22 protein-coding genes are annotated in these 24695 nt (G+C 62.9%); 13 read left to right on the forward strand and 9 right to left on the reverse strand.

Annotated elements, in window-relative coordinates:
- Positions 1-114 precede the first annotated feature (114 nt).
- The 5 genes from HHL24_RS15030 to HHL24_RS15050 all read left to right on the forward strand — a co-directional run bounded on the left by HHL24_RS15030 (position 115) and on the right by HHL24_RS15050 (position 4922).
- Positions 115-993: a carbon-nitrogen hydrolase family protein gene (locus HHL24_RS15030; RefSeq protein WP_169486239.1), complete on the forward strand. Its 879-nt coding sequence runs from the start codon at positions 115-117 to the stop codon at positions 991-993.
- Between the two features lie 105 nt (positions 994-1098).
- A complete protein-coding gene (gene tldD, locus HHL24_RS15035; protein ID WP_169486240.1) occupies positions 1099-2565 on the forward strand; it encodes a metalloprotease TldD in 1467 nt (488 codons plus the stop codon).
- A 403-nt stretch (positions 2566-2968) separates the two neighbouring features.
- Positions 2969-4042 carry a 3-deoxy-7-phosphoheptulonate synthase AroG gene (aroG, locus tag HHL24_RS15040; protein WP_169486241.1) on the forward strand — a complete coding sequence of 358 codons (1074 nt, stop codon included), beginning with the start codon at positions 2969-2971 and terminating at the stop codon, positions 4040-4042.
- Positions 4043-4247: 205 nt separating this feature from the next.
- Positions 4248-4586 carry a type II toxin-antitoxin system RelE/ParE family toxin gene (locus HHL24_RS15045; protein ID WP_169486242.1) on the forward strand — a complete coding sequence of 113 codons (339 nt, stop codon included), beginning with the start codon at positions 4248-4250 and terminating at the stop codon, positions 4584-4586.
- Positions 4587-4589: 3 nt separating this feature from the next.
- The gene (locus HHL24_RS15050) at positions 4590-4922 is read left to right on the forward strand and encodes a helix-turn-helix domain-containing protein (RefSeq protein WP_169486243.1); all 333 of its coding nucleotides are present in this window, start codon (positions 4590-4592) and stop codon (positions 4920-4922) included.
- A gap of 55 nt (positions 4923-4977) precedes the next feature.
- Here HHL24_RS15050 and hmpA read toward each other — a convergent pair whose 3' ends face one another.
- Both hmpA and HHL24_RS15060 read right to left on the reverse strand, forming a co-directional pair.
- Entirely contained in the window at positions 4978-6183 is a 1206-nt protein-coding gene (gene hmpA, locus HHL24_RS15055) for an NO-inducible flavohemoprotein (protein WP_169486244.1), read from the reverse strand.
- Positions 6184-6281: 98 nt separating this feature from the next.
- Entirely contained in the window at positions 6282-6836 is a 555-nt protein-coding gene (locus tag HHL24_RS15060; protein ID WP_169486279.1) for a cob(I)yrinic acid a,c-diamide adenosyltransferase, read from the reverse strand.
- Positions 6837-7075: 239 nt separating this feature from the next.
- On the opposite strand from HHL24_RS15060, the gene HHL24_RS15065 reads away from it, so the two are divergent.
- The 6 genes from HHL24_RS15065 to proC all read left to right on the forward strand — a co-directional run bounded on the left by HHL24_RS15065 (position 7076) and on the right by proC (position 14531).
- Positions 7076-8491 (forward strand): FAD-linked oxidase C-terminal domain-containing protein, encoded by a 1416-nt coding sequence (locus HHL24_RS15065; protein WP_169486245.1) that lies wholly within the window; start codon positions 7076-7078, stop codon positions 8489-8491.
- Between the two features lie 147 nt (positions 8492-8638).
- A complete protein-coding gene (locus HHL24_RS15070; RefSeq protein ID WP_169486246.1) occupies positions 8639-10132 on the forward strand; it encodes an FAD-linked oxidase C-terminal domain-containing protein in 1494 nt (497 codons plus the stop codon).
- 374 nt (positions 10133-10506) lie between these two features.
- Positions 10507-11595, forward strand: a complete 1089-nt coding sequence (gene glcE / locus HHL24_RS15075) for a glycolate oxidase subunit GlcE (RefSeq protein WP_169486247.1) — start codon at positions 10507-10509, stop codon at positions 11593-11595.
- Between the two features lie 8 nt (positions 11596-11603).
- Complete coding sequence (glcF, locus tag HHL24_RS15080; RefSeq protein ID WP_169486248.1) at positions 11604-12830, forward strand: glycolate oxidase subunit GlcF; 1227 nt, start codon at positions 11604-11606, stop codon at positions 12828-12830.
- Between the two features lie 141 nt (positions 12831-12971).
- Positions 12972-13670 (forward strand): YggS family pyridoxal phosphate-dependent enzyme, encoded by a 699-nt coding sequence (locus HHL24_RS15085; protein WP_169486249.1) that lies wholly within the window; start codon positions 12972-12974, stop codon positions 13668-13670.
- A gap of 45 nt (positions 13671-13715) precedes the next feature.
- The gene (gene proC, locus HHL24_RS15090) at positions 13716-14531 is read left to right on the forward strand and encodes a pyrroline-5-carboxylate reductase (RefSeq protein WP_169486250.1); all 816 of its coding nucleotides are present in this window, start codon (positions 13716-13718) and stop codon (positions 14529-14531) included.
- Positions 14532-14608: 77 nt separating this feature from the next.
- On the opposite strand, the gene ubiA is transcribed toward proC, so the two are convergent.
- The 7 genes from ubiA to recG all read right to left on the reverse strand — a co-directional run bounded on the left by ubiA (position 14609) and on the right by recG (position 22018).
- Positions 14609-15472, reverse strand: coding sequence for a 4-hydroxybenzoate octaprenyltransferase (ubiA, locus tag HHL24_RS15095; RefSeq protein WP_154566676.1), 864 nt, complete (start codon positions 15470-15472; stop codon positions 14609-14611).
- A 432-nt stretch (positions 15473-15904) separates the two neighbouring features.
- Positions 15905-16393 carry a Dps family protein gene (locus tag HHL24_RS15100; RefSeq protein WP_169486251.1) on the reverse strand — a complete coding sequence of 163 codons (489 nt, stop codon included), beginning with the start codon at positions 16391-16393 and terminating at the stop codon, positions 15905-15907.
- Positions 16394-16547: 154 nt separating this feature from the next.
- Positions 16548-16709, reverse strand: a complete 162-nt coding sequence (locus HHL24_RS15105) for a hypothetical protein (RefSeq protein WP_169486252.1) — start codon at positions 16707-16709, stop codon at positions 16548-16550.
- An 80-nt stretch (positions 16710-16789) separates the two neighbouring features.
- The gene (locus HHL24_RS15110; RefSeq protein ID WP_169486253.1) at positions 16790-18244 is read right to left on the reverse strand and encodes a catalase; all 1455 of its coding nucleotides are present in this window, start codon (positions 18242-18244) and stop codon (positions 16790-16792) included.
- A 70-nt stretch (positions 18245-18314) separates the two neighbouring features.
- Entirely contained in the window at positions 18315-18455 is a 141-nt protein-coding gene (locus HHL24_RS15115) for a hypothetical protein (protein ID WP_169486254.1), read from the reverse strand.
- 182 nt (positions 18456-18637) lie between these two features.
- A complete protein-coding gene (locus HHL24_RS15120; protein WP_169486255.1) occupies positions 18638-19597 on the reverse strand; it encodes a hydrogen peroxide-inducible genes activator in 960 nt (319 codons plus the stop codon).
- A gap of 114 nt (positions 19598-19711) precedes the next feature.
- Positions 19712-22018, reverse strand: a complete 2307-nt coding sequence (gene recG, locus HHL24_RS15125; RefSeq protein ID WP_169486256.1) for an ATP-dependent DNA helicase RecG — start codon at positions 22016-22018, stop codon at positions 19712-19714.
- 148 nt (positions 22019-22166) lie between these two features.
- Here recG and queA point away from each other — a divergent pair, with 148 nt between their 5' ends.
- Positions 22167-23225 carry a tRNA preQ1(34) S-adenosylmethionine ribosyltransferase-isomerase QueA gene (gene queA / locus HHL24_RS15130; RefSeq protein ID WP_169486257.1) on the forward strand — a complete coding sequence of 353 codons (1059 nt, stop codon included), beginning with the start codon at positions 22167-22169 and terminating at the stop codon, positions 23223-23225.
- A gap of 236 nt (positions 23226-23461) precedes the next feature.
- Complete coding sequence (tgt, locus tag HHL24_RS15135) at positions 23462-24667, forward strand: tRNA guanosine(34) transglycosylase Tgt (RefSeq protein WP_169486258.1); 1206 nt, start codon at positions 23462-23464, stop codon at positions 24665-24667.
- Positions 24668-24695 lie beyond the last annotated feature (28 nt).

Raw genomic sequence — 24695 nt, forward strand, 5'->3', positions numbered from 1 at the left:
TTTGTTTGATCAGAAGAGCGCCGTGCCGCGCCGCAGGCCCAAGCCAGCCTTGAACGACGTATGCGGCGCCAGCGGTTCGCGCCGCCGCCTTGCCGGGAGTTTTTCGAAACGCTCATGAGCGAAACACACGTCTCTCCATCTTCGTCCACCGCCTCGCCTGTTGCGGCGTCCAGCGGGTCTTCCGAAAGCACCTTCCGCGTTGCCGCGCTGCAAATGGTGAGCACGCCGGATCGCGAGCGCAATCTCGCCGAAGCGGAACACCTGATCGCCGAAGCCGCCGCCGACGGCGCGCAACTCGTCCTGCTGCCCGAGTACTTCTGCTTTATGGGCTTCAAGGACACGGACAAGCTCGCCGTGCGCGAGCCCTACCAGGACGGCCCGATCCAGCGCTTTCTCGCCGACGCCGCGCGCCGCCATAAGGTGTGGGTAATCGGCGGCACCTTGCCGTTGATGTCGCAGGAACCGGCGCGCGTGCTGAACACCACGCTGGTATTCGACCCGCAAGGCAACGAGGCCGCGCGCTACGACAAGATCCACCTGTTCAACTTCGAAAAGGGCGCGGAATCGTTCGACGAGGCACGCACCATCTGCCCCGGCGGCGAGGTCCGAACCTTTGAAGCGCCGTTCGGCCGGGTCGGCTTATCGGTCTGCTACGATCTGCGCTTTCCCGAGCTGTACCGGCGCATGGGCGACTGCGCGCTGATCGTGGTGCCGTCGGCGTTCACTTACACCACCGGCCGCGCGCATTGGGAAATGCTGCTGCGCGCCCGGGCGGTCGAAAACCAGTGCTACGTGCTGGCCGCCGCGCAAGGCGGCAAACATGAAAACGGCCGCCGGACATGGGGCCACAGCGTGCTGATCGACCCGTGGGGCGAAATCGTCGCGGTGCGCGACGAAGGCGCCGGCGTGGTGGCCGGCAACCTCGAGCGTGCGCGCATCGACGAAGTGCGGCAGAGTCTGCCCGCCTGGCGTCACCGCGTGCTGAGTTGCTGATGTGTTACCTGACATTGAAAGTGCGGCGCTTGTCACTCATATATCAACTCATAGAGTGATAGAAGCGCTAACCGAATCCTTCGTATCGAGCAGAACATACTTCGCATGAACATCATCGAACCCGGTATCCGTAATCTCGCCACCGCCAAGGACATCCTCCTGACGCCCTACGGTCTCGACGAATCCCTGCTCACCCGCACGCTCGCCGACATCTTCACGCACAAGATCGATTACGCCGACCTGTACTTCCAGTACACGCGCAGCGAAGCGTGGAGTCTCGAGGAAGGCATCGTGAAGTCGGGCAGCTTCAGCATCGACCAGGGTGTCGGCGTGCGCGCCGTGTCGGGCGATCGCACGGCTTTCGCGTATTCGGACGATCTGTCGCCCGAAGCGATCCGTCAGGCGGCGCTCGCCACCCGTTCGATTGCCAAGGCGGGCGGCGGCAAGCAGAAGATCAAGGCGGCCTCGTCGCTGACCGGCATTGCCGGGCGCGATCTGTACCTGCCGTCCGATCCGCTGCACTCCCTCGACGCAACCGCCAAGGTCAAGCTGCTCGAGCGCATCGAACAGATGGCGCGCGGTCGTGACCCGCGCATTCAGCAAGTGATGGCAGGCCTCGCCGGTGAATACGACGTGGTGCTGGTCGCGCGCAGCGACGGCGGCTTTGCGGCCGATATCCGTCCGCTCGTGCGCGTGTCGGTCACGGTGATCGCCGAGCAGAACGGTCGCCGCGAAATCGGCAGCGGCGGCGGCGGTGGCCGCTTCGACTACGGATATTTCACTGACGAAGTGCTGTCGGGTTACGTCGACGACGCCGTGCATGCGGCGCTGGTGAACCTCGACGCCCGCCCGGCTCCGGCCGGCGCGATGTCCGTCGTGCTCGGGCCGGGCTGGCCGGGCGTACTGCTGCACGAAGCGATCGGCCACGGCCTCGAAGGCGACTTCAACCGCAAGGGATCGTCGGCATTCGCGGGTCAAATCGGCGAGCGGGTTGCGGCGAAGGGCGTGACGGTGGTCGACGACGGCACGCTGCCGAATCGCCGCGGCTCGCTGAATATCGACGACGAAGGCAATCCGACCCAGTGCACGACGCTGATCGAGGACGGCATCCTGAAGGGCTACATCCAGGACACGCTGAACGCGCGCCTGATGAAAATGCCGGTCACGGGTAACGCGCGCCGCGAATCGTACGCCGCGCTGCCGATGCCGCGCATGACCAACACGTACATGCTCAACGGCGACAAGGACCCGCAGGAAATCATCGCGTCCGTGAAGAACGGTTTGTACGCGGTGAATTTCGGCGGCGGCCAGGTCGACATCACGAACGGCAAGTTCGTGTTCTCGGCCTCCGAGGCGTACATGATCGAAAACGGCAAGGTCACCTACCCGGTCAAGGGCGCCACGCTGATCGGCAGCGGCCCGGAATCCCTCAAGTACGTCAGCATGATCGGCAACGACATGAAGCTCGATTCGGGCGTCGGCGTATGCGGCAAGGAAGGCCAGAGCGTGCCGGTCGGCGTCGGTCAGCCGACGCTGCGCATCGACCGGATGACGGTCGGCGGCACGGCCTGATTTTGGCGTAGGCGCATACTTCGTGCATACAATGTGCGAAGTATGCGGATTTACCGCATTTTTGCACCCCGCGGCTTGCCAGCCGAGCTTGCACGGGTTATAAAGTCACTCACCCTTTTTGACCAGCGACCTATTTCGCCATGTCCGCCAAGTTTTACTTTTACTTTTTTTGGCATCTCAGACCGCTGGCGGATCGAGAGGGGTGTTAGTGCACGCAAGACACCCAGAATTCACGAAAACCGCCAGCTAGCCTGGCGGTTTTTTTTCGCCTCACGCCTTTGAAACTTTTGCCGTTGAAACCTTTTTGATTGTTGTCCGCCCTGGCATCGCTGCCTGATCGCTGTCTGATCCCAGCCTTCGTTGCCCGCGCGAACACGCTACGACCCGATTCAGGAGAACAAGCATGCCCCCGCACAACACCGACGATGTCCGCATCCGCGAATTGAAAGAACTCACGCCGCCCGCTCACCTGATCCGCGAATTCGCTTGCGACGAAACGGTGTCCGACGTGATCTACAACTCGCGCAACGCGATGCATCGCATCCTGCACGGCATGGAAGACCGTCTGATCGTCATCATCGGACCGTGCTCGATTCACGATACGAAGGCGGCGCTGGAATACGCTGGACGTCTCGTCGAACAGCGCAAGCGCTTCGCCGGCGAACTCGAAATCGTGATGCGCGTGTATTTCGAAAAGCCGCGTACGACGGTGGGCTGGAAGGGTCTCATCAACGACCCGCACATGGACAACAGCTTCAAGATCAATGACGGCCTGCGCACGGCGCGCGAGTTGCTGCTGCGTATCAATGAACTCGGCCTGCCGGCCGGCACCGAATACCTCGACATGATCAGCCCGCAGTACATCGCCGATCTGATCTCGTGGGGTGCCATCGGCGCGCGTACGACCGAATCGCAGGTGCATCGCGAACTGGCTTCGGGACTGTCGTGCCCGGTCGGCTTCAAGAACGGCACGGACGGCAACGTCAAGATCGCCGTCGACGCAATCAAGGCCGCGTCGCAGCCGCACCATTTCCTGTCCGTCACCAAGGGCGGCCACTCGGCGATCGTCTCGACCGCCGGCAATGAGGACTGCCACATCATCCTGCGCGGCGGCAAGACGCCGAACTACGATGCGGACAGCGTCAATGCGGCATGTGCCGACATCGGCAAGGCGGGTCTCGCGGCGCGTCTGATGATCGACGCGAGCCACGCGAACAGCTCGAAGAAGCACGAGAACCAGATTCCGGTGTGCGCGGACATCGGGCGCCAGATTGCTTCGGGTGACGAACGGATTGTCGGCGTGATGGTGGAATCGCATCTGATCGCGGGCCGCCAGGATCTGCAGGAAGGCTGCGCGCTGACGTACGGCCAGAGCATCACCGATGCCTGCATCGGCTGGGATGAAAGCGTTGCTGTGCTGGAAGGTCTTGCCGAAGCGGTCAAGCAACGGCGTGTGGCGCGCGGCAGCGGCAATTAAAAAGTCTCTGCGCACCTTCGTGCGATTGCTGTAGTTGACTCAACGAAAACCCGGCTCATCCAGCCGGGTTTTTTGTTAGTTGTTAGCCAAACGGACGAATGGTGTTCGACGAGCCGCCTCTGTACCGTAACAACTCGTTGCCGGGTCGGATACGACTTGACCAGGCTGAGTGTTGCGTATAAGATTTTGTACACGAAAGGCGGCTATGGAGCAGGAAAAAGAAATTCGCTGGATGGGCTCCAGCTATCACGATTTACTCGCCTTTCCCGAAGAGCCACGTCGCCGGGCCGGGTTTCAGCTTGGCAAGATTCAGGCAGGACTGGACCCTGATGACTGGAAGCCGTTTGATTCAATCGGCGCTGGAACACGCGAGATTCGCATCAGGGAAGCTGACGGTATTTACCGCGTGATGTATGTCACCAAATTCGTGGAGGCGTTGTATGTGCTGCATTGCTTCCAGAAGAAGACGCAGAAGCTAGGGCCGCAGGATAGAAAGATTGCCGAGACGCGGTACCGCGCCATTATTAATGATAGGAAAACTTAACAAATGACGATCGACACGAAAATCCGTCACGTAACAAAACCCGGCGCAAATCTGTTTCTCGAACTCGGCTTCTCCGCCGAAGAAGCGAAGCGCTTGCACGCCGCGTCGCAAAAACAGATCAACGACACGCGGCTGCTCAAGGAGCAGTTGATGACCGAGTTGTCCAGCTGGATCGAACAACATCATCTGAAGCAGGCCGAGGTGGCTGAGATTCTGATGGTGTCGCGTCCGCGCGTGTCAGACGTGGTCAACAAGAAGACCACCAAGTTCACTATCGATACCCTGGTTGAAATGATGAGCCGGATCGGCAAACCGGTCACCCTGGCTGTTGGGTGAGGCGCACGGCACGTCATCGCGTGCTTTCACACGTAGCTCGCCATGCGCCCTCGCTTCACTGCACCACGCCCGAACCGAACACTTCGGTGTGAATCCGCGCCGCATCCACACCGAGCGAGGCCAACACCTCGCATTGCGCGCGCATGAACGGCGCCGGCCCGCAGATGTAGTAATCCGCTTCGGGAACGATCACCTTGTCGGCGATTTTCGCGAGGTCGAGGCGACCTTCGAAATCATAGTCGACCCCAGCGCGATCGCACGCTTCAAGGGCTTCGTAGAACACCGCACGCGCGATGTTGGGATGAGCTGCGACCGTATCGTTAAGCCACTGCCGGAACGCATGCACGCGGCCATTCCGGCAGGCATGCACGAAAGTCACGCTGCGCTCACTCTGCTCGGCGAGTAATGTGGACAGCATCGAGGTCATCGGGGTCACGCCCACACCGCCGCTCATCAGCACCACGGGCGTCGTCTTCTTGCGCTCCAGCGTGAAATCACCCATTGGCGCGCTGACATGTACTACCGCGCCCACTTCCACACCGTCGTGCAGGAGGTTCGATACATGGCCGGGCGCCGTATCTTCGCGGCCGGCCTCGCGCTTCACCGAAATGCGCAGCCAGCTACCGTTCGGTGCATCCGACAAGCTGTACTGCCGCGGCTGATCGACGCCGAGTTCATCCACGAAACGCTTCACGCTCAGATATTGGCCGGGTTCGAAGCCGCAGGCTGGCGAGCCGTCGGCGGGCGTCAAATAGAACGAGGTGATTTCATCGCTCTCCACTTCCTTGCGTGCAACCTTGAACGGCCGGTAGCCGCTCCACGCCGCACCTTCGTAGAGCTTTGCCTCCGCGCCGACGAAGATATCCGCGAGCTGCCCATAAGCGACCTCCCATGCGCCGAGCGTTTCCTGATCGACTGCGTCACCGAGCACATCAACGATTGCGCCCAGCAGGTGGCGCCCCACGATCGGATACTGTTCCGGCCGGATATTCAGACTCACGTGCTTATGAGCAATTCGTGAGACGGTCGGGCCCAGCGCGCCGAGGTTATCGATATTGGCAGCATACGCATACACTGCATTCGCCAGCGTTTCCGGCTGATTGCCGCTCTTCTGGTGAGTCTGGTTGAACACGTTCTTCAACTCGGGATGATGCGCGAACATGCGCTTGTAGAAGTGTTTGGTGATGGTCGAACCGTGTACGGCGAGCACGGGAACGGTGGCTTTGACGCGGGCGATCTGGTCGGCGGTGAGAGCGGTCATAACGATTCCTCCTTAAAGATGCATTTAAAATACATCTTCAAGGAGGCGTTTTGCCCCGGACAGATTGTCACAGCTCTTAAAGGGACCGAAGCGCGGTATTAGCCGGCGCTACGATCGTGCTGCCATAGCACGTCGCTGCCGCCGTCCGCGCGATTGAGCACGCGCGCCAGCACGAACAGCAGGTCGGACAACCGGTTCACATACTGGCGCGGCGCCTCATTGACCGCCTCGCTTTCACCCAGGGCGACGATCGACCGTTCGGCGCGTCGGCACACCGTGCGGCATACGTGCGCAAGCGCGGCTGCGCGTGAGCCGCCGGGCAGAATGAACTCCTTCAATGGCGGCAGGGTCGTGTTGTAGTCGGCCAGCCAGTCGTCGAGTTGGCCGAGATGCTTGTCGGTAATCATCGTATGGCCGGGAATGCAGAGCTCACCGCCGAGATCGAACAGGTCGTGCTGAATCGCGACCAGCGCCGCCCGCACGTTGTCGGGCAGCGTTTCGCACAGCAACACGCCGAGATTGGAATTGAGTTCATCGACGTCGCCGATTGCGGCAATGCGCGCGCTGTCTTTGCGCACGCGGCGGCCGTCGCCGAGACCGGTGGTGCCGTCGTCGCCCGTGCGGGTGGCGATCTTGCTCAAGCGGTTGCCCATGATGTCTCCCATGCATTCTTTCAGTGACGATGCGTCAGCGCGGCGCCGTTGAATCCATCCGGCGAATCCGGTGGGTAAGCCACCACCAGGTTGGCCACCGCGTTTATCCATATTGCGCGCATCGTGAGGTCGCCGCCATTATAGGAGCGGCAGGCGGGCCCGACGCCGGCCCGCAGGCGATCGGCGTAAAATGAAGCACATGCTGTAGAACAGCTCCGCCCCAATATCAGGAGACATGCGTGAATCATCCCGTGCCGCCGGCCCCGCTGCGCCGGCCGTTTCCCGCCGAGTTGCTGACTGCCCTCAAAGCCGCTTTCGGCGAACGCGTGTCCACGGCAGAAGCCGTGCGTGCTCACCATGGCCGCGACGAGTCACCGTTCGATCCCCAGCTACCCGATGCCGTCGTGTTCGCGCGCAATACGGAAGACGTGCAAACCATCGTCAGGCTGTGCGGCCAATACAACGTACCGATCATTCCCTACGGCAACGGTTCGTCGCTCGAAGGGCATCTGCTGGCGGTGCAAGGCGGCGTATCGATTGACCTGTCGGAAATGAACCGCGTGTTGTCGATCAACGCCGAAGACCTGACGGTCACGGTCGAACCCGGCATCTCGCGCAAGCAGTTGAACGAAGCGCTGCGCGACACCGGCCTGTTTTTCCCGATCGACCCGGGTGCTGACGCGAGTATCGGCGGCATGTCGGCTACGCGGGCCTCGGGCACCAATGCCGTGCGCTACGGCACGATGCGCGAAAACGTCCTCGGGCTGACGGTAGTTCTCGCCGACGGCCGCGTGATCAAAACCGGCACGCGCGCGCGCAAGTCGTCGGCGGGTTACGACCTCACGCGTCTGTTCGTCGGCTCGGAAGGCACGCTCGGCGTGATTACCGAAATCACTGTTCGGCTGTATCCGCAGCCGGAGGCGGTCTCGGCTGCGGTCTGCACGTTTCCGTCGATGGGCGATGCGGTGCGCGCGGTCATCGAAACGATTCAGATGGGCGTGCCGATTGCGCGCGTCGAGTTCGTCGACTCGCTCGCGATCCGCTCGATCAATCGCCATTCGAATCTCACGTTGCGCGAGGCGCCCACGCTCTTCTTCGAATTCCATGGCACCGAAGCCGGTGTGAAAGAGCAAGCCGAACTGGTGCAGGAGATCGCCGCACAGAATGCCGGCGAAGGCTTCGAATGGGCGACCCGGCCGGAAGACCGCAGCCGCCTGTGGAACGCGCGCCACAACGCCTATTTCGCGATGCTGCAACTGAAGCCCGGCTGCCGCGCCGTCACGACCGATGTCTGCGTGCCGATCTCGCGCCTCGCGGAATGCGTCGTGGAAACCGAGCAGGATCTGAACGCGTCGCCGCTGCCCTGCCCGATCGTCGGGCATGTCGGCGACGGCAACTTCCACGTCGCGATCCTGATCGACCCGAACAAGCCGGAAGAGCTCGTCGAAGCTGAGCGCCTGAACCATCGCATCGTGCAGCGCGCGCTGCGCATGGACGGCACCTGCACGGGCGAGCACGGCGTCGGTCTGCACAAGATGAATTTCCTGCTCGAAGAACACGGTGAAGTCGCCGTCGACACGATGCGCTCCATCAAGCACGCGCTCGATCCGCATAATCTGATGAACCCGGGCAAGATCTTTTCCTGGGCAGCTTGAGGCGTCATCGACACTCAACTCAGCTCAGTTCAGTGTCCGGAGCGGCAGCGGCAGCGGCAGCGGCAGCGGCGGCAGCAGCAACGCCTGCTGCCGCACAACCGGGCTAGAACGGGCACGCAGGGTGAAAGACATCAGGAGACAAGTCATATGAACGCACCCGTCGAACTGACGGCCGAAGTGCTCGCCCAGCGCCAGCGCGAAGTCGTGCAAGCGCTGATGGCGGTGCTGCCGACCCACTGTCTGCTGTATCGCGAAGAAGACACCGTCGCCTACGAGTGCGACGGCCTCGCCGCCTATCGGCGTCTGCCGCTCGCGGTCGCATTGCCCGAGACGGAATCGCAGGTCCAGCGCATCGTGCAAATCTGTCACCGGCTCGACGTGCCGATCGTGCCGCGCGGCGCGGGCACCGGTTTATCCGGCGGCGCGATGCCGATTCGTCACGGCGTGGTGGTGTCGCTCGCGCGCTTCAGGAAGATCGTCGAAGTCGACTCGTACGCCCGGACCGCCACGGTGCAACCGGGTGTGCGCAATCTGTCGATTTCCGAAGCCGCCGCGCCCTACGGCCTTTATTACGCACCCGATCCCTCGTCACAGATCGCCTGCACGATCGGCGGCAACGTCTCCGAGAATTCAGGCGGCGTGCACTGTCTCAAATACGGCCTCACCGTGCACAACGTGCTGCGTGTGCGCGCCGTGACGATGGAAGGCGAAATCGTCGAATTCGGTTCGCTCGCGCCCGACGCGCCGGGGCTCGATCTGCTCGCGGTGCTGATCGGCAGCGAAGGCATGTTCGCGATCGTCACCGAAGTCACCGTCAAGCTGATCCCGAAGCCGCAAATGGCGCAAGTCATCATGGCTAGTTTCGACGACGTCGTGAAAGGCGGTAATGCAGTCGCCGGCATCATTGCAGCGGGCATCATTCCGGCCGGCTTGGAGATGATGGACAAACCGGCTACGCGCGCCGTTGAAGAGTTCGTCAATGCTGGCTACGACCTCGACGCAGCGGCGATCCTGCTGTGCGAATCGGACGGCACGTCTGAAGAAGTGGCCGACGAAATCGTGCGCATGACCGCGGTGCTGCGAGAACAGGGCGCAACCCGCATCCAGATTTCACGCTCGGAAAATGAACGGTTGCGCTTTTGGTCCGGGCGCAAGAATGCGTTTCCGGCGGCAGGCCGCATTTCGCCTGACTACTACTGTATGGACGGCACCGTGCCGCGCCGCAGTATCGGGCCGCTGCTGGCGCGCATCGAAGTGATGGAGAAGAAATACGGCCTGCGCTGCATCAACGTGTTCCACGCCGGCGACGGCAATATGCACCCGCTGATCCTGTTTAACGGCAACGATCAGGACGAGTGGCATCGGGCCGAAGCCTTCGGTTGTGACATTCTCGAAACGTGCGTCGAACTGGGCGGCACGGTGACCGGCGAGCACGGCGTGGGCATCGAGAAAATCAATTCGATGTGCGTGCAGTTTTCGCCCGAAGAGCGCGACGCATTCCATGCGGTCAAACGCGCCTTCGACGCGCCGGGCTTGCTCAATCCCGACAAGGGCATTCCCACCCGCGCGCGCTGCGCCGAGTACGGCAAGATGCATGTGCGCGGCGGCTTGCTGCCGCATCCGGACCTGCCGCGGTTTTAAGGCGTCTGCGGGCTTGCCCGCGCGACTAGGAATCTATGACGCTGTCGGCGGCGCGCTGCCGACAGCGAACCACAGGCCGCGTCACACCCGTCCACATCACGGGATGCGCCATCGTCACTCGTGCGGCGCCAGTTGCCCTTGGCCGTTCCCCCACTACTCCACCGTCGCACGGCCCGCGCCACCTATTCTCCTCTGCCCTTCGCAGTTCCTTCAGCCGCCCTCTCCGCTCGCTATCTCCCTCCGACGCACCGCGCATAGCCCGCGCCCGCGCTTCTTCCCGGCTCCCACCCTGATTACCCGATGCGGGTCCGCTCCGGGTTGCCAGCGAGCCGCCGCCCGGTACAATCAGTCGAAACACAACGAAGCAGGACACCATGGAAGAGGACGACATCGTCGCCGTTTGGTCTGAACGCGTGCGTTCAGCCAGCGCCGAAGGGCGCACATTGCGCATCCGTGGCGGCGGCACCAAAGACTGGTACGGCCAGACGCTGGAAGGTGACATCCTCGACACGCGCGCTTACCGCGGCATCATCGCTTACGATCCGGCCGAACTGGTCATCACGGCGCGCGCGGGCACGCCCCTGCTGGAGATCGAGGCCGCGCTCGCCGAACACGATCAGATGCTCGCCTTCGAACCGCCGCATTTCGGGCCGCAGGCCACCTTCGGCGGCTGCGTCGCGGCGGGCATCGCCGGTCCACGCCGCCCTTCCGCCGGTGCGGCGCGCGACTTCGTGCTCGGCGCCGTCGTCATGAACGGCCAGGGCCAGAAGTTGCATTTCGGCGGCCAGGTGGTGAAAAACGTCGCCGGTTATGACGTCTCCCGTTTGATGGCAGGCTCGCTCGGCACCCTTGGGCTGATCCTCGAGTTGTCAGTCAAAGTGCTGCCGCTGCCGCAGGCCGAAGCCACGCTCAAATTCGATATGAACGGCACAGACGCGGTCCGCAAGCTCAACGAATGGGGCGGCCGGCCGCTGCCGATCACGGCGAGCGCATGGCGTCACGGCACGTTGGCCGTGCGGATGGCCGGCGCGGAAGCCGCGGTCAAGGCGGCACGCACGGCGCTTGGCGGCGAAGTCGTCGACGCCGTCGAGGCGGAGCGTTTCTGGGCCGGCCTGCGTGAACAGACGGACTCGTTCTTTGCGGCCATCCCGCCAAAGGCCGCGCTGTGGCGCCTCGCGCTGCCGTCGATCACCGAGCCGCTGCAATTACCTGGCGCGCAACTGATGGAATGGGGCGGCAGCCAGCGCTGGTGGATCACTGATACCGACGCGCAAACCGTGCGTATCAGCGCCAAACAGGCCGGCGGCCATGCCACCATCTTCCGGACCGGCCACGGCTACGATCGCAGCGCCGGGGTATTCACGCCACTGCCCGCACCGCTGATGAAAATCCATCGCGGCCTGAAAACCGCCTTCGACCCAGCCCGCATTTTCAATCGCGGCCGTCTCTACCCCGACTTCTGAGCGACGGGATGCAAACCAACCTCGCGGACTTCATTCGCAACACGCCCGATGGCGACGAAGCCGACGCCATCCTACGCAATTGCGTGCATTGCGGTTTCTGCACGGCGACCTGCCCGACCTATCAGATACTCGGCGACGAACTCGACGGCCCACGCGGACGCATCTATCTGATCAAGCAGATGGTGGAAGGCGCGGCGGTCACGCGCAGCACCCAAGTCCATCTGGACCGCTGCCTCACCTGCCGCAACTGCGAGACGACCTGCCCATCCGGCGTGCAATACGGCAGGCTGGTCGAGATCGGCCGCAAGATCACCGAGGAAAAAGTCACGCGTCCGTTCGGTCAGCGGATGGTGCGCCGGCTGCTCGCGAGTTTCGTGCCGAACAGCGCGCTGTTCACGCCGACCATGCGCCTCGGTCAGCACATCCGCCCGCTCCTGCCCAAAAAACTGCGCGACAAGGTACCCGCGCGGCAGCGTCCGCTCGAATGGCCGACCGCGAAACATCCGCGCAAGATGCTGATGCTCGTGGGCTGCGTGCAACCATCGATGATGCCGAACGTCAACGTCGCCACCGCGCGGGTGCTCGACGCGCTCGGCGTGGAAACCTTGGTCGCGCCCGAAGCAGGTTGTTGTGGCGCGATCCGTCTGCACCTGGGCTACAACGACGAAGCGCTCGACGACCTGCGCGCCAACATCGACGCGTGGTGGCCCTATGTCGAGCAAGGCGTGGAAGCGATCGTGATGAACGCGTCCGGCTGCGGCGCGACAGTCAAGGAGTACGCACATCTGCTGCGCAACGATCCCGCGTATGCGGAGAAGGCGCGCCGCGTGACCGAACTGACACGCGACGTCGCGGAGATCCTGCCGGAGTTCGAAGAGGCGCTCGTCGCCGTGACGCGCCGCCGCGCGATCCATACGGTGGCGTTCCATCCGCCGTGCACGTTGCAGCACGGTCAGCAGGTGCGCGGCAAGGTCGAACATCTGCTGGCAGCGCTCGGCGTGGAAGTGCGCCTGCCCGCCGACAATCATCTCTGCTGCGGCTCGGCCGGCACTTATTCGCTGACGCAGCCCAAGCTCTCGTACGCATTGCGCGATCAGAAGCTCGAGCGGCTGCAGGCGCAGGAGCCGCAGGTGATCCTGTCGGCGAACGTCGGCTGCATTGCGCATCTGCAAAGCGGCACATCCACGCCGGTCGCGCATTGGATCGAACTGGTGGAGCACATGATGTCCGCTTGAGGCGATCGATTTTGACGAGAAGCGCGGCAGATGGCTTGCGGTACATCGCCGCAAGCGCCTTCGCCCATCCTGCGGCGGCATGAAGCGGCGGCGTCCGTATAATTCGACCATTGCCTTTCGCTGGACTTCCGGTTCCGTTCCATGCCCGATCTGATTCACAACCTCGAAGCGGTGCAGCAGCGCATCGCCCTTGCCGCGCAGCTGGCCGCACGCGACCCGCGTTCGATCACCCTGCTCGCGGTCTCGAAGACATTTCCCGCCGAAGACGTGCGCGCCGCCCACGCAGCCGGTCAACGCGCGTTCGGTGAGAACTATGTGCAGGAAGCCATCACCAAAATCGAAGCACTGGCCGATCTGCGGGCAGCGCTCGAATGGCATTTCATCGGACCATTGCAATCGAACAAGACGCGGCCGGTTGCCGAGAATTTCGACTGGGTACATTCGGTCGACCGCCTGAAGATCGCGCAGCGGCTGTCGGAGCAACGCCCGGACAACCTGCCACCGTTGAACGTGTGCCTGCAGGTCAACGTTAGCGGCGAAGCGTCGAAAAGCGGCGTGAGCATTCCCGAGGCCGTGGAAGTCGCGCAGGAGATTGCCGCGCTGCCGAAGCTGAATCTGCGCGGTCTGATGGCGATTCCGGAGCCGGGCGGCAGCATCGAAGAACAGCGTGTGCCGCATCGGCAACTACGCGAACTGTTCGAGCGCCTGCGCAACGACGGCCTCGAACTCGATACGCTCTCCATGGGCATGTCGAGCGACCTCGAAGCCGCCGTGCTGGAAGGCGCGACGATCGTGCGCGTCGGCACCGCGATCTTCGGCGCGCGAGATTACTCCAACTAACCGTTCGGCCTTTCGTGGGCCCCGCGGGACATCTTTCGGAACATCATGAAAATTGCTTTTATTGGCGGTGGCAACATGGCGGCCGCGTTGATCGGCGGTCTCATCAAGCGCGGCGTCGCGCCCGCTGACCTGTACGCGATCGACCCCAACGAAGACGCGCGCAAGCGCAATGAGCAGCAATTCGGCATCAAGACCGGCGCCGCTGCGGACGCCGAGCTCGCGTCATACGACGCCGTCGTGCTGGCGGTGAAGCCGCAGATTCTGAAGAGCGTCGCCGAGGCACTGGCGCCGCATCTGCAGGCCGCGCAACTGGCAATCAGCATCGTCGCGGGCATTCGCATGGATGACATGTCGCGCTGGCTGAACGGCCATGCGCGCATCGTGCGCGTGATGCCGAATACGCCGGCGCTAATCGGCATGGGCGTAACCGGCCTCGTCGCGACCGGCAGCGTCGACGAAACCGGCCGCGCGCTCGCGTCGCAGGTGCTGGGCGCAGTCGGCGAAACAGTCTGGTTCGACGACGAAGCGAAGATCGACGCCGTCACTGCGATCTCGGGCAGTGGTCCCGCTTACGTGTTTTATTTCATCGAGGCGTTGCAGGAAGCCGCGCGCCAACTCGGCATGGATGAAGCGCAAGGCCGCGCGCTGGCGGTCGCGACCTTCACCGGCGCGGCACAATTGGCCGCGAACTCGGACGAGCCGCCGAGCCTGTTGCGCGAACGTGTGACGTCGAAGGGCGGCACCACAGCGGCCGCGCTGGCGTCGTTCGAGGCAAGCGGGATCAAGGATGCGATCGTGCGCGGCGCGCTCGCTGCCGATGCGCGCGCCAAGGAAATGGGCGACGAGTTCGGCAAGCTGTAAGCGCGGTTAGCGGTTGGTTTGCGATCGGGTTAGCGGCGGGTTGGCGGTCGGGTTGGCGGTCGGGTTGGCGCGGAAGATTAAAACGAAGCAGCCGCGTAATGCGCGGCAATGCCGACAAACAACGCGCCGCCCAACCAGTTGTTATGACGGAACGCCGCGAAGCACGCCATCCGCTCGCGATTGCGGATCAGCGTGTAGTGATAGATCGCGCAGCCCACCGCCGCCGCCCATCCCAGCCAATACAACACGCCGAAGCCGAGCATCACGCCGATGCCAACGTAAATTCCCAGCGTCACCGCATAGCAAAGCATGATCGCCGCCACGTCGAAGCGGCCGAATGTCAGCGCCGAGGTGCGGATGCCGATCTTGATGTCGTCGTCGCGATCGACCATCGCGTATTCGGTATCGTACGCAACCGACCAGAACACGTTAGCCAGCAGCATGACCCAGGCGAGCATCGGCACGTGGTCCTGAATCGCGGCGAACGCCATTGGAATGCCGAAGCCAAACGCAATGCCAAGGTACGCTTGCGGAATCGCAAAGAAGCGCTTCGTGAACGGATACGAACCGGCGACGAACAGCGCTGCCACCGACAACTCTTTCGTCAACGTATTCAGCGGCAGGATCAGTAGAAACGCCAGCAGCGACAAACCGGCCGCCAGCGCCACTGCCTCCCATGCCTTGATCTTGCCCGACGTGATCGGACGGTTTTCCGTGCGCTTCACGTAGCGATCGAAGTCGCGATCCGCGTAGTCGTTGATCGCGCAACCCGCCGAGCGCATCAGCACCGTACCCACCGTGAAGATCACCAGCAGCGGCCACGAAGGATGGCCGTCGGACGCAATCCACAAAGCGTTGAGCGTCGGCCACAGCAGCAGCAGGCTGCCGATCGGCTTGTCCATACGGACGAGGCGCAGATACAGAGGAAGTCGGGCGAACATGGGCGGATTCGGTGAAGTGCAGACGGTGCTGCTATTTTACGGGATGTGGGTGGCCGGCACTCGACGGCCGGGCGGGGCTCAAAAAGCTTAGCTCGCAAACCGAGGCAGACGCCGAAGCCGAAGTTGATGCTGATGCTGATGCCGTATCTGGGTCCGAGTCCGAGTCCGAGTCCGAGTCCGAATCCAAGTCCAAGTCCAAGTCCGGGTCCGGGTCCGGGTCCAAGTCCGGGTCCAAGTCCGGGTCCGGGTCCGGGTCCGGGTCCGGGTCCGGGTCCGGGTCCGAGTCCGAGATCAAAGCCCACGTTAGCGTGCAAAACCGGCGCCGCAAAAACAAAACCTCCCGCGAGGGGAGGCTTTGTGTGTGTTTCAGTTCACCGCAAGTGCCGATGCGCTACGTTGAACCCAGGCGAAACGCCCAGAACGCCAAGGCATTTAAGCCAGCATTGAGCGCAGCATCCACGCAGTCTTTTCGTGCGTTTGCATGCGTTGCGTCAGCAGGTCGGCGGTCGGCTCGTCGTTGGCGGCTTCCGTCGACGGGAAAATCGCGCGTGCGGTACGCACCACGGCTTCCTGACCTTCCACCAGTTGGCGGATCATCTCTTCCGCAGCCGGCACGCCGTCCGCTTCCGGAATCGACGACAGCTTCGCGAATTCCTTGTAGCTGCCCGGCGCATGCACGCCCAGCGCGCGAATACGTTCAGCGATCGAATCGACCGCGAGCGACAACTCGTTGTACTGCGTTTCGAACATCAGATGCAGCGTGTTGAACATCGGACCCGTCACGTTCCAGTGGAAATTGTGGGTCTTCAGGTACAGCGTGTAGGTGTCGGCGAGCAGTCGCGACAACCCTTCTGCAATCTTCTTGCGATCCTTGTCGCTGATCCCGATATTGACGTGCTGTACGGCTTCTTTCTTGGCCATGATGACTCCTTTAAAGAGTGATACGAACCGGTCGGTAAAGTGACCGTGTGCGGATAGCAAATCCGGCACATCGAGCGCCCGCCAGTTTATCTTAGAACGCAGCTGCGTTCGTGTGACGCGTGGTCACTTGCCGCACCCACGGTCTCGTGCTCAATCAGCCGCCGAGCGTGTGCTGGAGGGCTTGCGCGACGATCACGGCCAATCCGCTAGTGACGATCGCGAATCCCACTAACTTGCGCAGCATCAAAGCTTGCCGCTGTTGCGCGCCGCGTTCGGCCGACGAGCCGCCAATGGTGGACATCATCATCTGGATCATGATCGTGCTTCCTCGATTCGTATCATTACCGGCGGGGCGCCGATGCGCCCCGTCCTGCTGCATCAATTCACTTCAACTGCTCACTTCTTGCTACCTTCAGCGAGGTCGGCCATCGCGGCGATCACACCTTCCGCATAGGCCGGATCGGCACGGCGGAAATGCTCGATCTGACGCGCGACGATCTCCTGCGGCACACCGTTGATATGGCGTGCGATGTTGCCGAACAGACGCTGGCGTTGCGCCGCGTCGAAGAGCGCAAACAGCATACCCGGCTGCGTGTAGTAGTCGTCGTCCAGGCGATGGTCGTAACGATCGACCGTACCCGCTGCGAGCGGCGGTTCCGACGCGTTGCCGTCCTGCGCGAAGTCACCGAAGCGATTCGGCTCGTAGTTCACGTTGCCGCCGAGGTTGCCGTCCGTGCGCATCGCGCCGTCGCGATGGAACGAATACGGGCAGGCCGCACGCGCTGCATTCACCGGAATCTGATGGTGATTGACACCGAGACGGTAGCGCTGCGTGTCGCCATACGAGAACAAACGGCCCTGCAACAGACGGTCCGGCGAGAAGCCGATCCCCGGCACCACGTTGGCCGGCGTGAACGCTGCCTGCTCTACGTCCGCAAAGTAGTTCGCCGCGTTACGGTTCAACTCGATCGTGCCGACGTCGATCAACGGGTAGTCCTTCTGCGACCACACCTTCGTGATGTCGAACGGATTGAAGCGATAGTTCGCGGCTTCCGCTTCCGGCATCACCTGAATGGCAAAACGCCATTTCGGGAAGTTGCCTGCTTCAATGCTCGTGAGCAGATCGCGTTGCGCGCTTTCACGGTTCTGTGCCACCACTTGCGCCGCTTCGGCATCGGTAAAGTTCTCAATGCCCTGCAGCGACTTGAAGTGGAACTTCACCCAGAAGCGCTCGTTGTTCGCGTTGATGAACGAATACGTGTGCGAGCCGAAGCCGTGCATCTTGCGGTAGTTCTGCGGAATGCCGCGATCGCTCATCAGGATGGTGACCTGATGCAACGACTCCGGATGCCGCGACCAGAAATCCCATGCCGCGATATTGCTGCGCATGTTGGTGTACGGGTCGCGCTTTTGCGTGTGGATGAAGTCCGGGAACTTCAGCGGATCGCGGATGAAGAATACCGGCGTGTTGTTGCCGACCACGTCCCAGTTGCCTTCTTCCGTGTAGAACTTGATCGAGAAGCCGCGCACGTCGCGTTCCGCGTCGGCGGCGCCGCGTTCGCCCGCCACCGTCGAAAAGCGCATGAAGACCGGAGTGTCCTTGCCGACCTGGGCGAACACCTTCGCCTTCGTGTAACGCGAGATGTCGTGCGTGACCTGCAGCGTGCCGAATGCGCCCGAACCCTTGGCGTGAACGCGACGTTCCGGAATCACTTCGCGATCGAAATGAGCGAGTTTTTCGAGCAGCCAGACGTCTTGCAGGACGACCGGACCGCGCGCACCGGCGGTCATCGAATTCTGGTTGTCGGCGATAGGTGCGCCGGCTGCGGTGGTGAGCTTATGTTCGGACATGCGTGACTCCTGAATGGCTTTTATCGGAAACAGAATGTGGGGAGAGGTGCGGCGCGCTGAGGCCTACGGCTCATGCGGACAAGGCCCGATCGACCAGCAAGGACAGCGCAACCGTGCGCAGGCTGCTCACCGAGGCGGCGAAGCTACCGGTGGTCACGCGGGCGGATGGGGCAGCGGCGGGTTGGACTTGCTGCGAGTTCGATTGCGTCATGATTTCCTCCGGGTCTGATCGGATCGGGCGATCCATGGAGGAAACTATAACAATCCTATCGAGTTTTCGTGTTTGATTAATTTTATCTATTCGATAGGGACTGCGACTATCGGCACCTTGGGCGGTCGCCGGACCGGCAGCCGCGAGTACGCGGCCGGCCGGCTTAAGCGCGGAGCGCGCTCTTAATTGACAGCGACCGGCAGATCGAGCTTTTTGACGCCCGCCAGATCGCAGGAGTTGATGGCGTCGCAGATGGCCTCGATGGCGGGCATCCGCGTGAAACTCTTGCGCCAGGCGAGCACGACGCGGCGATCCGGCACCGGCTCGTCAAATGCGACGTAACTGAGCAAGCCCGCGTCGATACCGCCAGCGTGCGGCTTGACTTCATGCACCGACATGCGCGGCAGCACGGTAATGCCGACGCCGCTCGCCACCATATGCCGAATCGTTTCCAGCGACGAACCTTCGAAGGTTTTCTGGATGCCGTCCGCATTCTGCGAGAAACGCATCAGTTCTGGGCAAACGCCCAGCACGTGGTCGCGGAAGCAATGGCCGCTGCCGAGCAACAGCATGGTTTCCTGCTTGAGATCCTCGGCATCGATCTTCGCGCGGTTTTCCCACGCGTGACCGGACGGCAGTGCGACAACAAACGGTTCGTCATAGAGCGGGCGTTGCATCAGGCCCGTTTCCGGGAATGGCAGCGCCATGATGGCGACGTCGATTTCGCCCTGCTTGAGCAGTTCGATCAGCTTGACCGTGTAATTTTCCTGCAGCATCAGCGGCATCTGCGGGACGCGCTTGATCATCTGCTTGACGAGCGTAGGCAGCAGATACGGCCCGATCGTATAGATGACGCCGAGGCGCAGCGGTCCGACCAGCGGGTCTTTGCCCTGTTTCGCGATCTCTTTGATGGCGAGCGTCTGTTCGAGGACGCGCTGGGCTTGCGTGACGATCTGTTCGCCGATCGGCGTGACACTGACTTCGCTGGTGCCGCGCTCGAAAATCTGCACGTTGAGCTCGTCTTCGAGCTTTTTGATGGCCACCGACAGGGTCGGCTGGCTGACGAAACACGCTTCGGCGGCCCGGCCGAAGTGCCGCTCGCGGGCGACCGCGACGATGTATTTCAATTCGGTGAGCGTCATTGGGGGACCAATCAGTGCGATGAGTTCGATAGGTTCTAGTTATACACCTATAGGGTCGGTTCGCCAACCTTTTGGTCCTCCTGGCGGCAGGCGCCCCGCGACCAATGGCGCATCCTAGGCCTTCAAATACTGCTCGCGGGCACCAAGCCACCGGGCCAGATGCTGCATCACCACCTCGGGATACTTCTGGAGTAAAGCCGCGGCGGCCTCTCTGGCCGGCTCGATGAGCCACTGATCATTCTCGAGATCGGCAAACCTCAACATGGCCGCACCCGACTGCCGGGCACCAAGGAACTCCCCCGGACCACGAATCTCAAGGTCGCGCCGGGCGATTTCGAACCCGTCAGTCGTCTCCCGCATGGTCTGCAAGCGCGCCCGCGCCGTCATCGACAGCGGCCCGGTATACAGCAACACGCAAACCGAAGCCGCACTTCCGCGCCCCACCCGCCCGCGCAACTGGTGCAACTGCGCGAGGCCGAACCGCTCGGCATGCTCGATCACCATCAGCGACGCATTCGGCACATCGACACCCACCTCGATCACCGTCGTCGCCACCAGCAACTGCACCTCGTTGCGCGTGAACGCATCCATCACAGCAGCCTTCTCCGCCGGCGCGAGACGTCCGTGGACCAGACCGACATTCAACTCGGGCAACGCGGCCACCAGCGTTTCGTAGGTTTCCACCGCCGTCTGCAGCTGCAAGGTCTCGCTTTCTTCGATCAGCGGACACACCCAATACACCTGCCGCCCAGTCAGCGCGGCCTCACGGACTCGGCCGATTACCTCTGCACGCCGCGCGTCGGAGACCAGCTTGGTCAGAATCGGCGTGCGCCCAGGCGGCAGTTCGTCGATGGTCGAGACGTCGAGGTCGGCGTAATAGGTCATCGCCAGCGTGCGTGGAATCGGCGTCGCAGACATCATCAATTGATGCGGCTGGAAATCGCTCGCGCCGTCGGCGGCGTTCTGCGCCTTGGCGCGCAAGGCGAGACGCTGCGCCACGCCGAAGCGATGCTGCTCATCAACGATCACCAGCCCCAGCCGCGCGAACTCGACCGCGTCCTGGATGATCGCGTGCGTACCGATCACGAGTTGCGCCGTGCCGAGCGCCGCCGCTTCGATCGCGGCGCGCTTTTCCTTGGTCTTCAGACTGCCGGCGAGCCACGCGACGCTCACGCCCAGCGGCTCCAGCCAGCCGCGCAATTTGCGCGCGTGCTGTTCGGCGAGGATTTCGGTCGGCGCCATCAGCGCCGCCTGGTAGCCGGCGTCGATCGCTTGTGCCGCAGCCAGCGCGGCCACGATCGTCTTGCCACTGCCGACATCGCCCTGCAGCAGCCGCTGCATCGGATGAGGCTGCGTCAGATCGAGCGCGATCTCGCCGCCCACGCGCTCCTGCGCCGCCGTCAGCGAAAACGGCAACGCCTTCAGCAAGCGCGCCACCAGCGCCGATTCATCGCCCAGCTTCCGGCGTGGCATAGCCGGCGCCGCGCGCGTGCGGCGCTCTTCATGTGCGCGCTTCAACGACATTTGCTGCGCCAGCAATTCTTCGAACTTGATACGCACCCACGCGGGATGCGTGCCGTCGATTAACGCGGTTTCATCGGATTGCACGCCCGGATGATGCAGCGTGCGCACTGCGTCCATCAGCGTCGGCACGCCGAGCGGCTGCATATAAGTTTGCGCGATCGGCCCGGGCAGCAACTCCGGCAACGACGTGCGCGACAGCGCGTTATCGATCGACTTGCGCAGATACGCCTGCGTCACGCCCGCGGTGCTCGGATACACCGGCGTCAGCACCTGCGGCAGCGGCGTGTCTTCGTCGACTACGCGTACCGCCGGATGCACCATCTCCATGCCGAAGAAACCGCCACGCACGTCACCGCGCACTCGCAAGCGCGCGCCGATCGCCATCTGCTTGACCTGCGAGCCGTAGAAATTCAGAAAGCGCAGCACGAGCTCGTCGCCGGCGTCGTCGCGCAGTTTCACCAGCAACTGCCGGCGCGGGCGATAGGCGATCTCGTTGTCGAACACCACGCCTTCCGTTTGCGCGATGCCGCCCGGCAGCAGATGCCCGATCGGCGTCAGCGAAGTCTCGTCTTCGTAGCGCATCGGCAGATGCAGGACCAGATCGATGTCGCGCGTGAGGCCGAGTTTGGCGAGCTTGTCGGCGGGTTTGGCTGCGGCTTTGGCGGCGGCCTTGGCAGCAGGCTTCCCGGTGGCTTTGCCCGCGGGTTTGCCGGCGGGCTTGTCACCGAATGGGTCAACAATTTCACCTTCACGCGCGGCGTTGTCGCTCTCCAGCGCGACACCCGCGCCGAGGTCGTTCACGTCCGCCGCCGCTGCTTTGCCCCGCGAGACGCGGCGCTTCGGCTCGGCGCTCACTTCATCGGTAGCGGAGGGCAATCGGCGTTCGGACAAAGGCATGGGTTGCTTCGCAAGTACAATATCGGCTGTCAAAGGTGTCGCCGCGATACAGCGCGCGGGCTCGCGGGCCGCTCTGGCGTCCCGCAATCATAGCCGCCCGGCTCCGGCTTCGGCTCAATTCAGTCCCAATTCGCTCCCAGTCGTCCGCATGTTTACGCTTTCCGATTTCGATTTCGATCTGCCACCCGAGCTGATCGCACAAGTCGCGCTGCCCGAGCGCAGCGCCAGCCGTCTGCTCGAAGTGGCCAACCCGGCCGGCTCAGCCGACGCCGCACGCCTGATCGATCGCCGTTTTGCCGAGTTGCCCGAGTGCATCGCGGCCGGCGATCTGCTGGTCTTCAACGATACCAAAGTCCTGAAGGCGCGCTTCCTCGGCCAGAAGGCCAGTGGCGGCAAGGTCGAAGTGCTGGTAGAGCGTCTGACCGGCGAACGCACGGCGCTCGCGCAGATCCGGGCGAGCAAGAGCCCGCAGCCCGGCACCACGATCCGTCTCGCCGACGCTTTCGACGTGACGATCGGCGAACGCGTCGAGCCGTTCTATACGCTGCATTTCCCGGACGACTGTCTGACGCTGATCGAGCAATTCGGCCGCCTGCCGCTGCCGCCTTACATCGAGCACGATCCCGATGCAACGGATGAAACCCGCTACCAGACGGTGTTCGCGCAAAACCCGGGCGCCGTGGCTGCGCCCACCGCCGGCCTGCACTTCGACGAAGCGCTGCTCGCGCGGCTCGACGCCCGCGGCGTGGAGCGCGCAACGCTGACGCTGCACGTCGGCGCGGGCACCTTCCAGCCGGTGCGGGTGGAGAATCTGGCCGAGCATAAGATGCACAGCGAGTGGTATCACCTGCCGCAATCGCTCGCCGAGAAGATCGCGGCGACCCGTGCACGCGGCAACCGCGTGATCGCGGTAGGCACGACGTCGATGCGCGCGCTGGAAGCCGCCGCGCGTGATGCTGAAGCGGTCGGCCGCCCGCTCGGCGCGGCCAGCACGGAAACCGACATCTTCATCACGCCGGGCTACAAATTCCGCGTGGTCGACCGGCTGGTGACCAATTTCCATTTGCCGAAGTCGACGTTGCTGATGCTGGTGTCGGCGTTCGCCGGTGTCGAGACGATTCGCGAGGCGTACCGGCATGCGATCGAACAGCGTTATCGCTTCTTTAGTTACGGCGATGCGATGCTCCTTACGCGCCGCGACGCCTGATACGTTCCAGGTCGTGCGGCGATGTACCGCCGGATAGCGTTGCGCGCTAGCAGCGGGCGCGGTAGTCTGCCGCTCCTCGCTGCGTTGATGTAGCGGCAGTTGCTGCTGCCCTCCTGCCCCGGCGTGCAGCGGCAGATTCATGCTGCATCTTGAGTTTTCTTTACCCAGCCGCCGTGGCCTACCCGGCGGCATTCATCATTTGCGCCGGACTGTTTTCCGGTAGCACAGGAGTCCCCATGACCGACGGTCATACCCACGATACAAGCGGTACCTGCAACACCTGCGCGAGCAGCCCCGAGCGTCCTGAAAACGGCCTCAAATTCGAACTGCTCGGCACCGACGGTCAAGCCCGGCGCGGTCGCGTCACGCTGAATCACGGCGTGGTCGAAACGCCGATCTTCATGCCGGTCGGTACGTACGGCACGGTGAAGGCGGTCCAGCCGCGCGAGCTCGAAGAAATGCACGCGCAGATCATCCTCGGCAACACCTTCCACCTGTGGCTGCGCCCGGGCCTGGAAACGATCGAGGCGCACGGCGGACTGCACAGCTTCATGGGCTGGAAGAAGCCGATTCTGACGGACTCCGGCGGTTTTCAGGTGTTTTCGCTTGGCGATCTGCGCAAGATCACCGAAGATGGCGTCACGTTCGCATCGCCGATCAACGGCGACAAGCTCTTCCTGTCGCCGGAAGTGTCGATGCAGATCCAGAAGGTGCTGAACTCGGACATCGTCATGCAGTTCGACGAGTGCACGCCGTACGCGACCAATAACGTGCCGACCTCGCATCAGGAAGCCGCCGATTCGATGCGCATGTCGATGCGCTGGGCCAAACGCTCGATCGACGAATTCAACCGCCTCGGCAACCCGAACGCCCTCTTCGGCATCGTCCAGGGCGGCATGTTCGAAGACCTGCGTGACGAGTCGCTGGCGGGTCTCGCGGAGATGGATTTCCACGGTCTCGCAATCGGCGGACTCTCAGTCGGTGAGCCGAAAGAAGACATGATGCGCGTGCTGAACCATATCGGCCCGAAGCTGCCGGCCGACAAACCGCACTACCTGATGGGCGTCGGCACGCCGGAAGACCTGGTGGCAGGTGTGGCCGCCGGCGTCGACATGTTCGACTGCGTGATGCCGACCCGTAACGCGCGCAACGGCTGGCTTTTCACCCGTTTCGGCGACATCAAGATCCGCAACGCCGCACACAAGAACTCGCTGCGCCCGCTCGACGAGCAATGCGGTTGCTACACCTGCCGAAATTTCACCCGCGGCTACCTGCACCATCTGCATCGTGTAGGGGAAATCCTCGGTGCGCAGTTGAACACGATTCACAATCTGCACTACTACCTCGAGTTGATGCAGGAAATGCGCGACGCGATCGATGCAAAGCTGTTCGAGCCTTTCCGCAAGCGCTTCCACGAGAACCGCGCGCGCGGCATCGATTAGCCGGCAATCGGGAATCAGCTGACGAATT

This window comes from Paraburkholderia polaris (assembly GCF_012927345.1).
Lineage (GTDB): Bacteria > Pseudomonadota > Gammaproteobacteria > Burkholderiales > Burkholderiaceae > Paraburkholderia > Paraburkholderia polaris.

Excerpts from the sequence above, each read along its gene's own strand:
- HHL24_RS15120 (WP_169486255.1), bottom strand. The coding sequence starts at position 19,597 with ATGACGCTCACCGAATTGAAATACATCGTCGCGGTCGCCCGCGAGCGG.
- HHL24_RS15105 (WP_169486252.1), bottom strand. The coding sequence starts at position 16,709 with ATGATCCAGATGATGATGTCCACCATTGGCGGCTCGTCGGCCGAACGC.
- glcF (WP_169486248.1), top strand. The coding sequence starts at position 11,604 with ATGCAAACCAACCTCGCGGACTTCATTCGCAACACGCCCGATGGCGAC.
- aroG (WP_169486241.1), top strand. The coding sequence starts at position 2,969 with ATGCCCCCGCACAACACCGACGATGTCCGCATCCGCGAATTGAAAGAA.
- HHL24_RS15110 (WP_169486253.1), bottom strand. The coding sequence starts at position 18,244 with ATGTCCGAACATAAGCTCACCACCGCAGCCGGCGCACCTATCGCCGAC.
- HHL24_RS15030 (WP_169486239.1), top strand. The coding sequence starts at position 115 with ATGAGCGAAACACACGTCTCTCCATCTTCGTCCACCGCCTCGCCTGTT.
- HHL24_RS15115 (WP_169486254.1), bottom strand. The coding sequence starts at position 18,455 with ATGACGCAATCGAACTCGCAGCAAGTCCAACCCGCCGCTGCCCCATCC.
- proC (WP_169486250.1), top strand. The coding sequence starts at position 13,716 with ATGAAAATTGCTTTTATTGGCGGTGGCAACATGGCGGCCGCGTTGATC.
- tldD (WP_169486240.1), top strand. The coding sequence starts at position 1,099 with ATGAACATCATCGAACCCGGTATCCGTAATCTCGCCACCGCCAAGGAC.
- hmpA (WP_169486244.1), bottom strand. The coding sequence starts at position 6,183 with ATGACCGCTCTCACCGCCGACCAGATCGCCCGCGTCAAAGCCACCGTT.
- queA (WP_169486257.1), top strand. The coding sequence starts at position 22,167 with ATGTTTACGCTTTCCGATTTCGATTTCGATCTGCCACCCGAGCTGATC.
- HHL24_RS15045 (WP_169486242.1), top strand. The coding sequence starts at position 4,248 with ATGGAGCAGGAAAAAGAAATTCGCTGGATGGGCTCCAGCTATCACGAT.
- glcE (WP_169486247.1), top strand. The coding sequence starts at position 10,507 with ATGGAAGAGGACGACATCGTCGCCGTTTGGTCTGAACGCGTGCGTTCA.
- HHL24_RS15100 (WP_169486251.1), bottom strand. The coding sequence starts at position 16,393 with ATGGCCAAGAAAGAAGCCGTACAGCACGTCAATATCGGGATCAGCGAC.
- recG (WP_169486256.1), bottom strand. The coding sequence starts at position 22,018 with ATGCCTTTGTCCGAACGCCGATTGCCCTCCGCTACCGATGAAGTGAGC.
- HHL24_RS15060 (WP_169486279.1), bottom strand. The coding sequence starts at position 6,836 with ATGGGCAACCGCTTGAGCAAGATCGCCACCCGCACGGGCGACGACGGC.
- HHL24_RS15050 (WP_169486243.1), top strand. The coding sequence starts at position 4,590 with ATGACGATCGACACGAAAATCCGTCACGTAACAAAACCCGGCGCAAAT.
- ubiA (WP_154566676.1), bottom strand. The coding sequence starts at position 15,472 with ATGTTCGCCCGACTTCCTCTGTATCTGCGCCTCGTCCGTATGGACAAG.
- HHL24_RS15070 (WP_169486246.1), top strand. The coding sequence starts at position 8,639 with ATGAACGCACCCGTCGAACTGACGGCCGAAGTGCTCGCCCAGCGCCAG.
- HHL24_RS15085 (WP_169486249.1), top strand. The coding sequence starts at position 12,972 with ATGCCCGATCTGATTCACAACCTCGAAGCGGTGCAGCAGCGCATCGCC.
- tgt (WP_169486258.1), top strand. The coding sequence starts at position 23,462 with ATGACCGACGGTCATACCCACGATACAAGCGGTACCTGCAACACCTGC.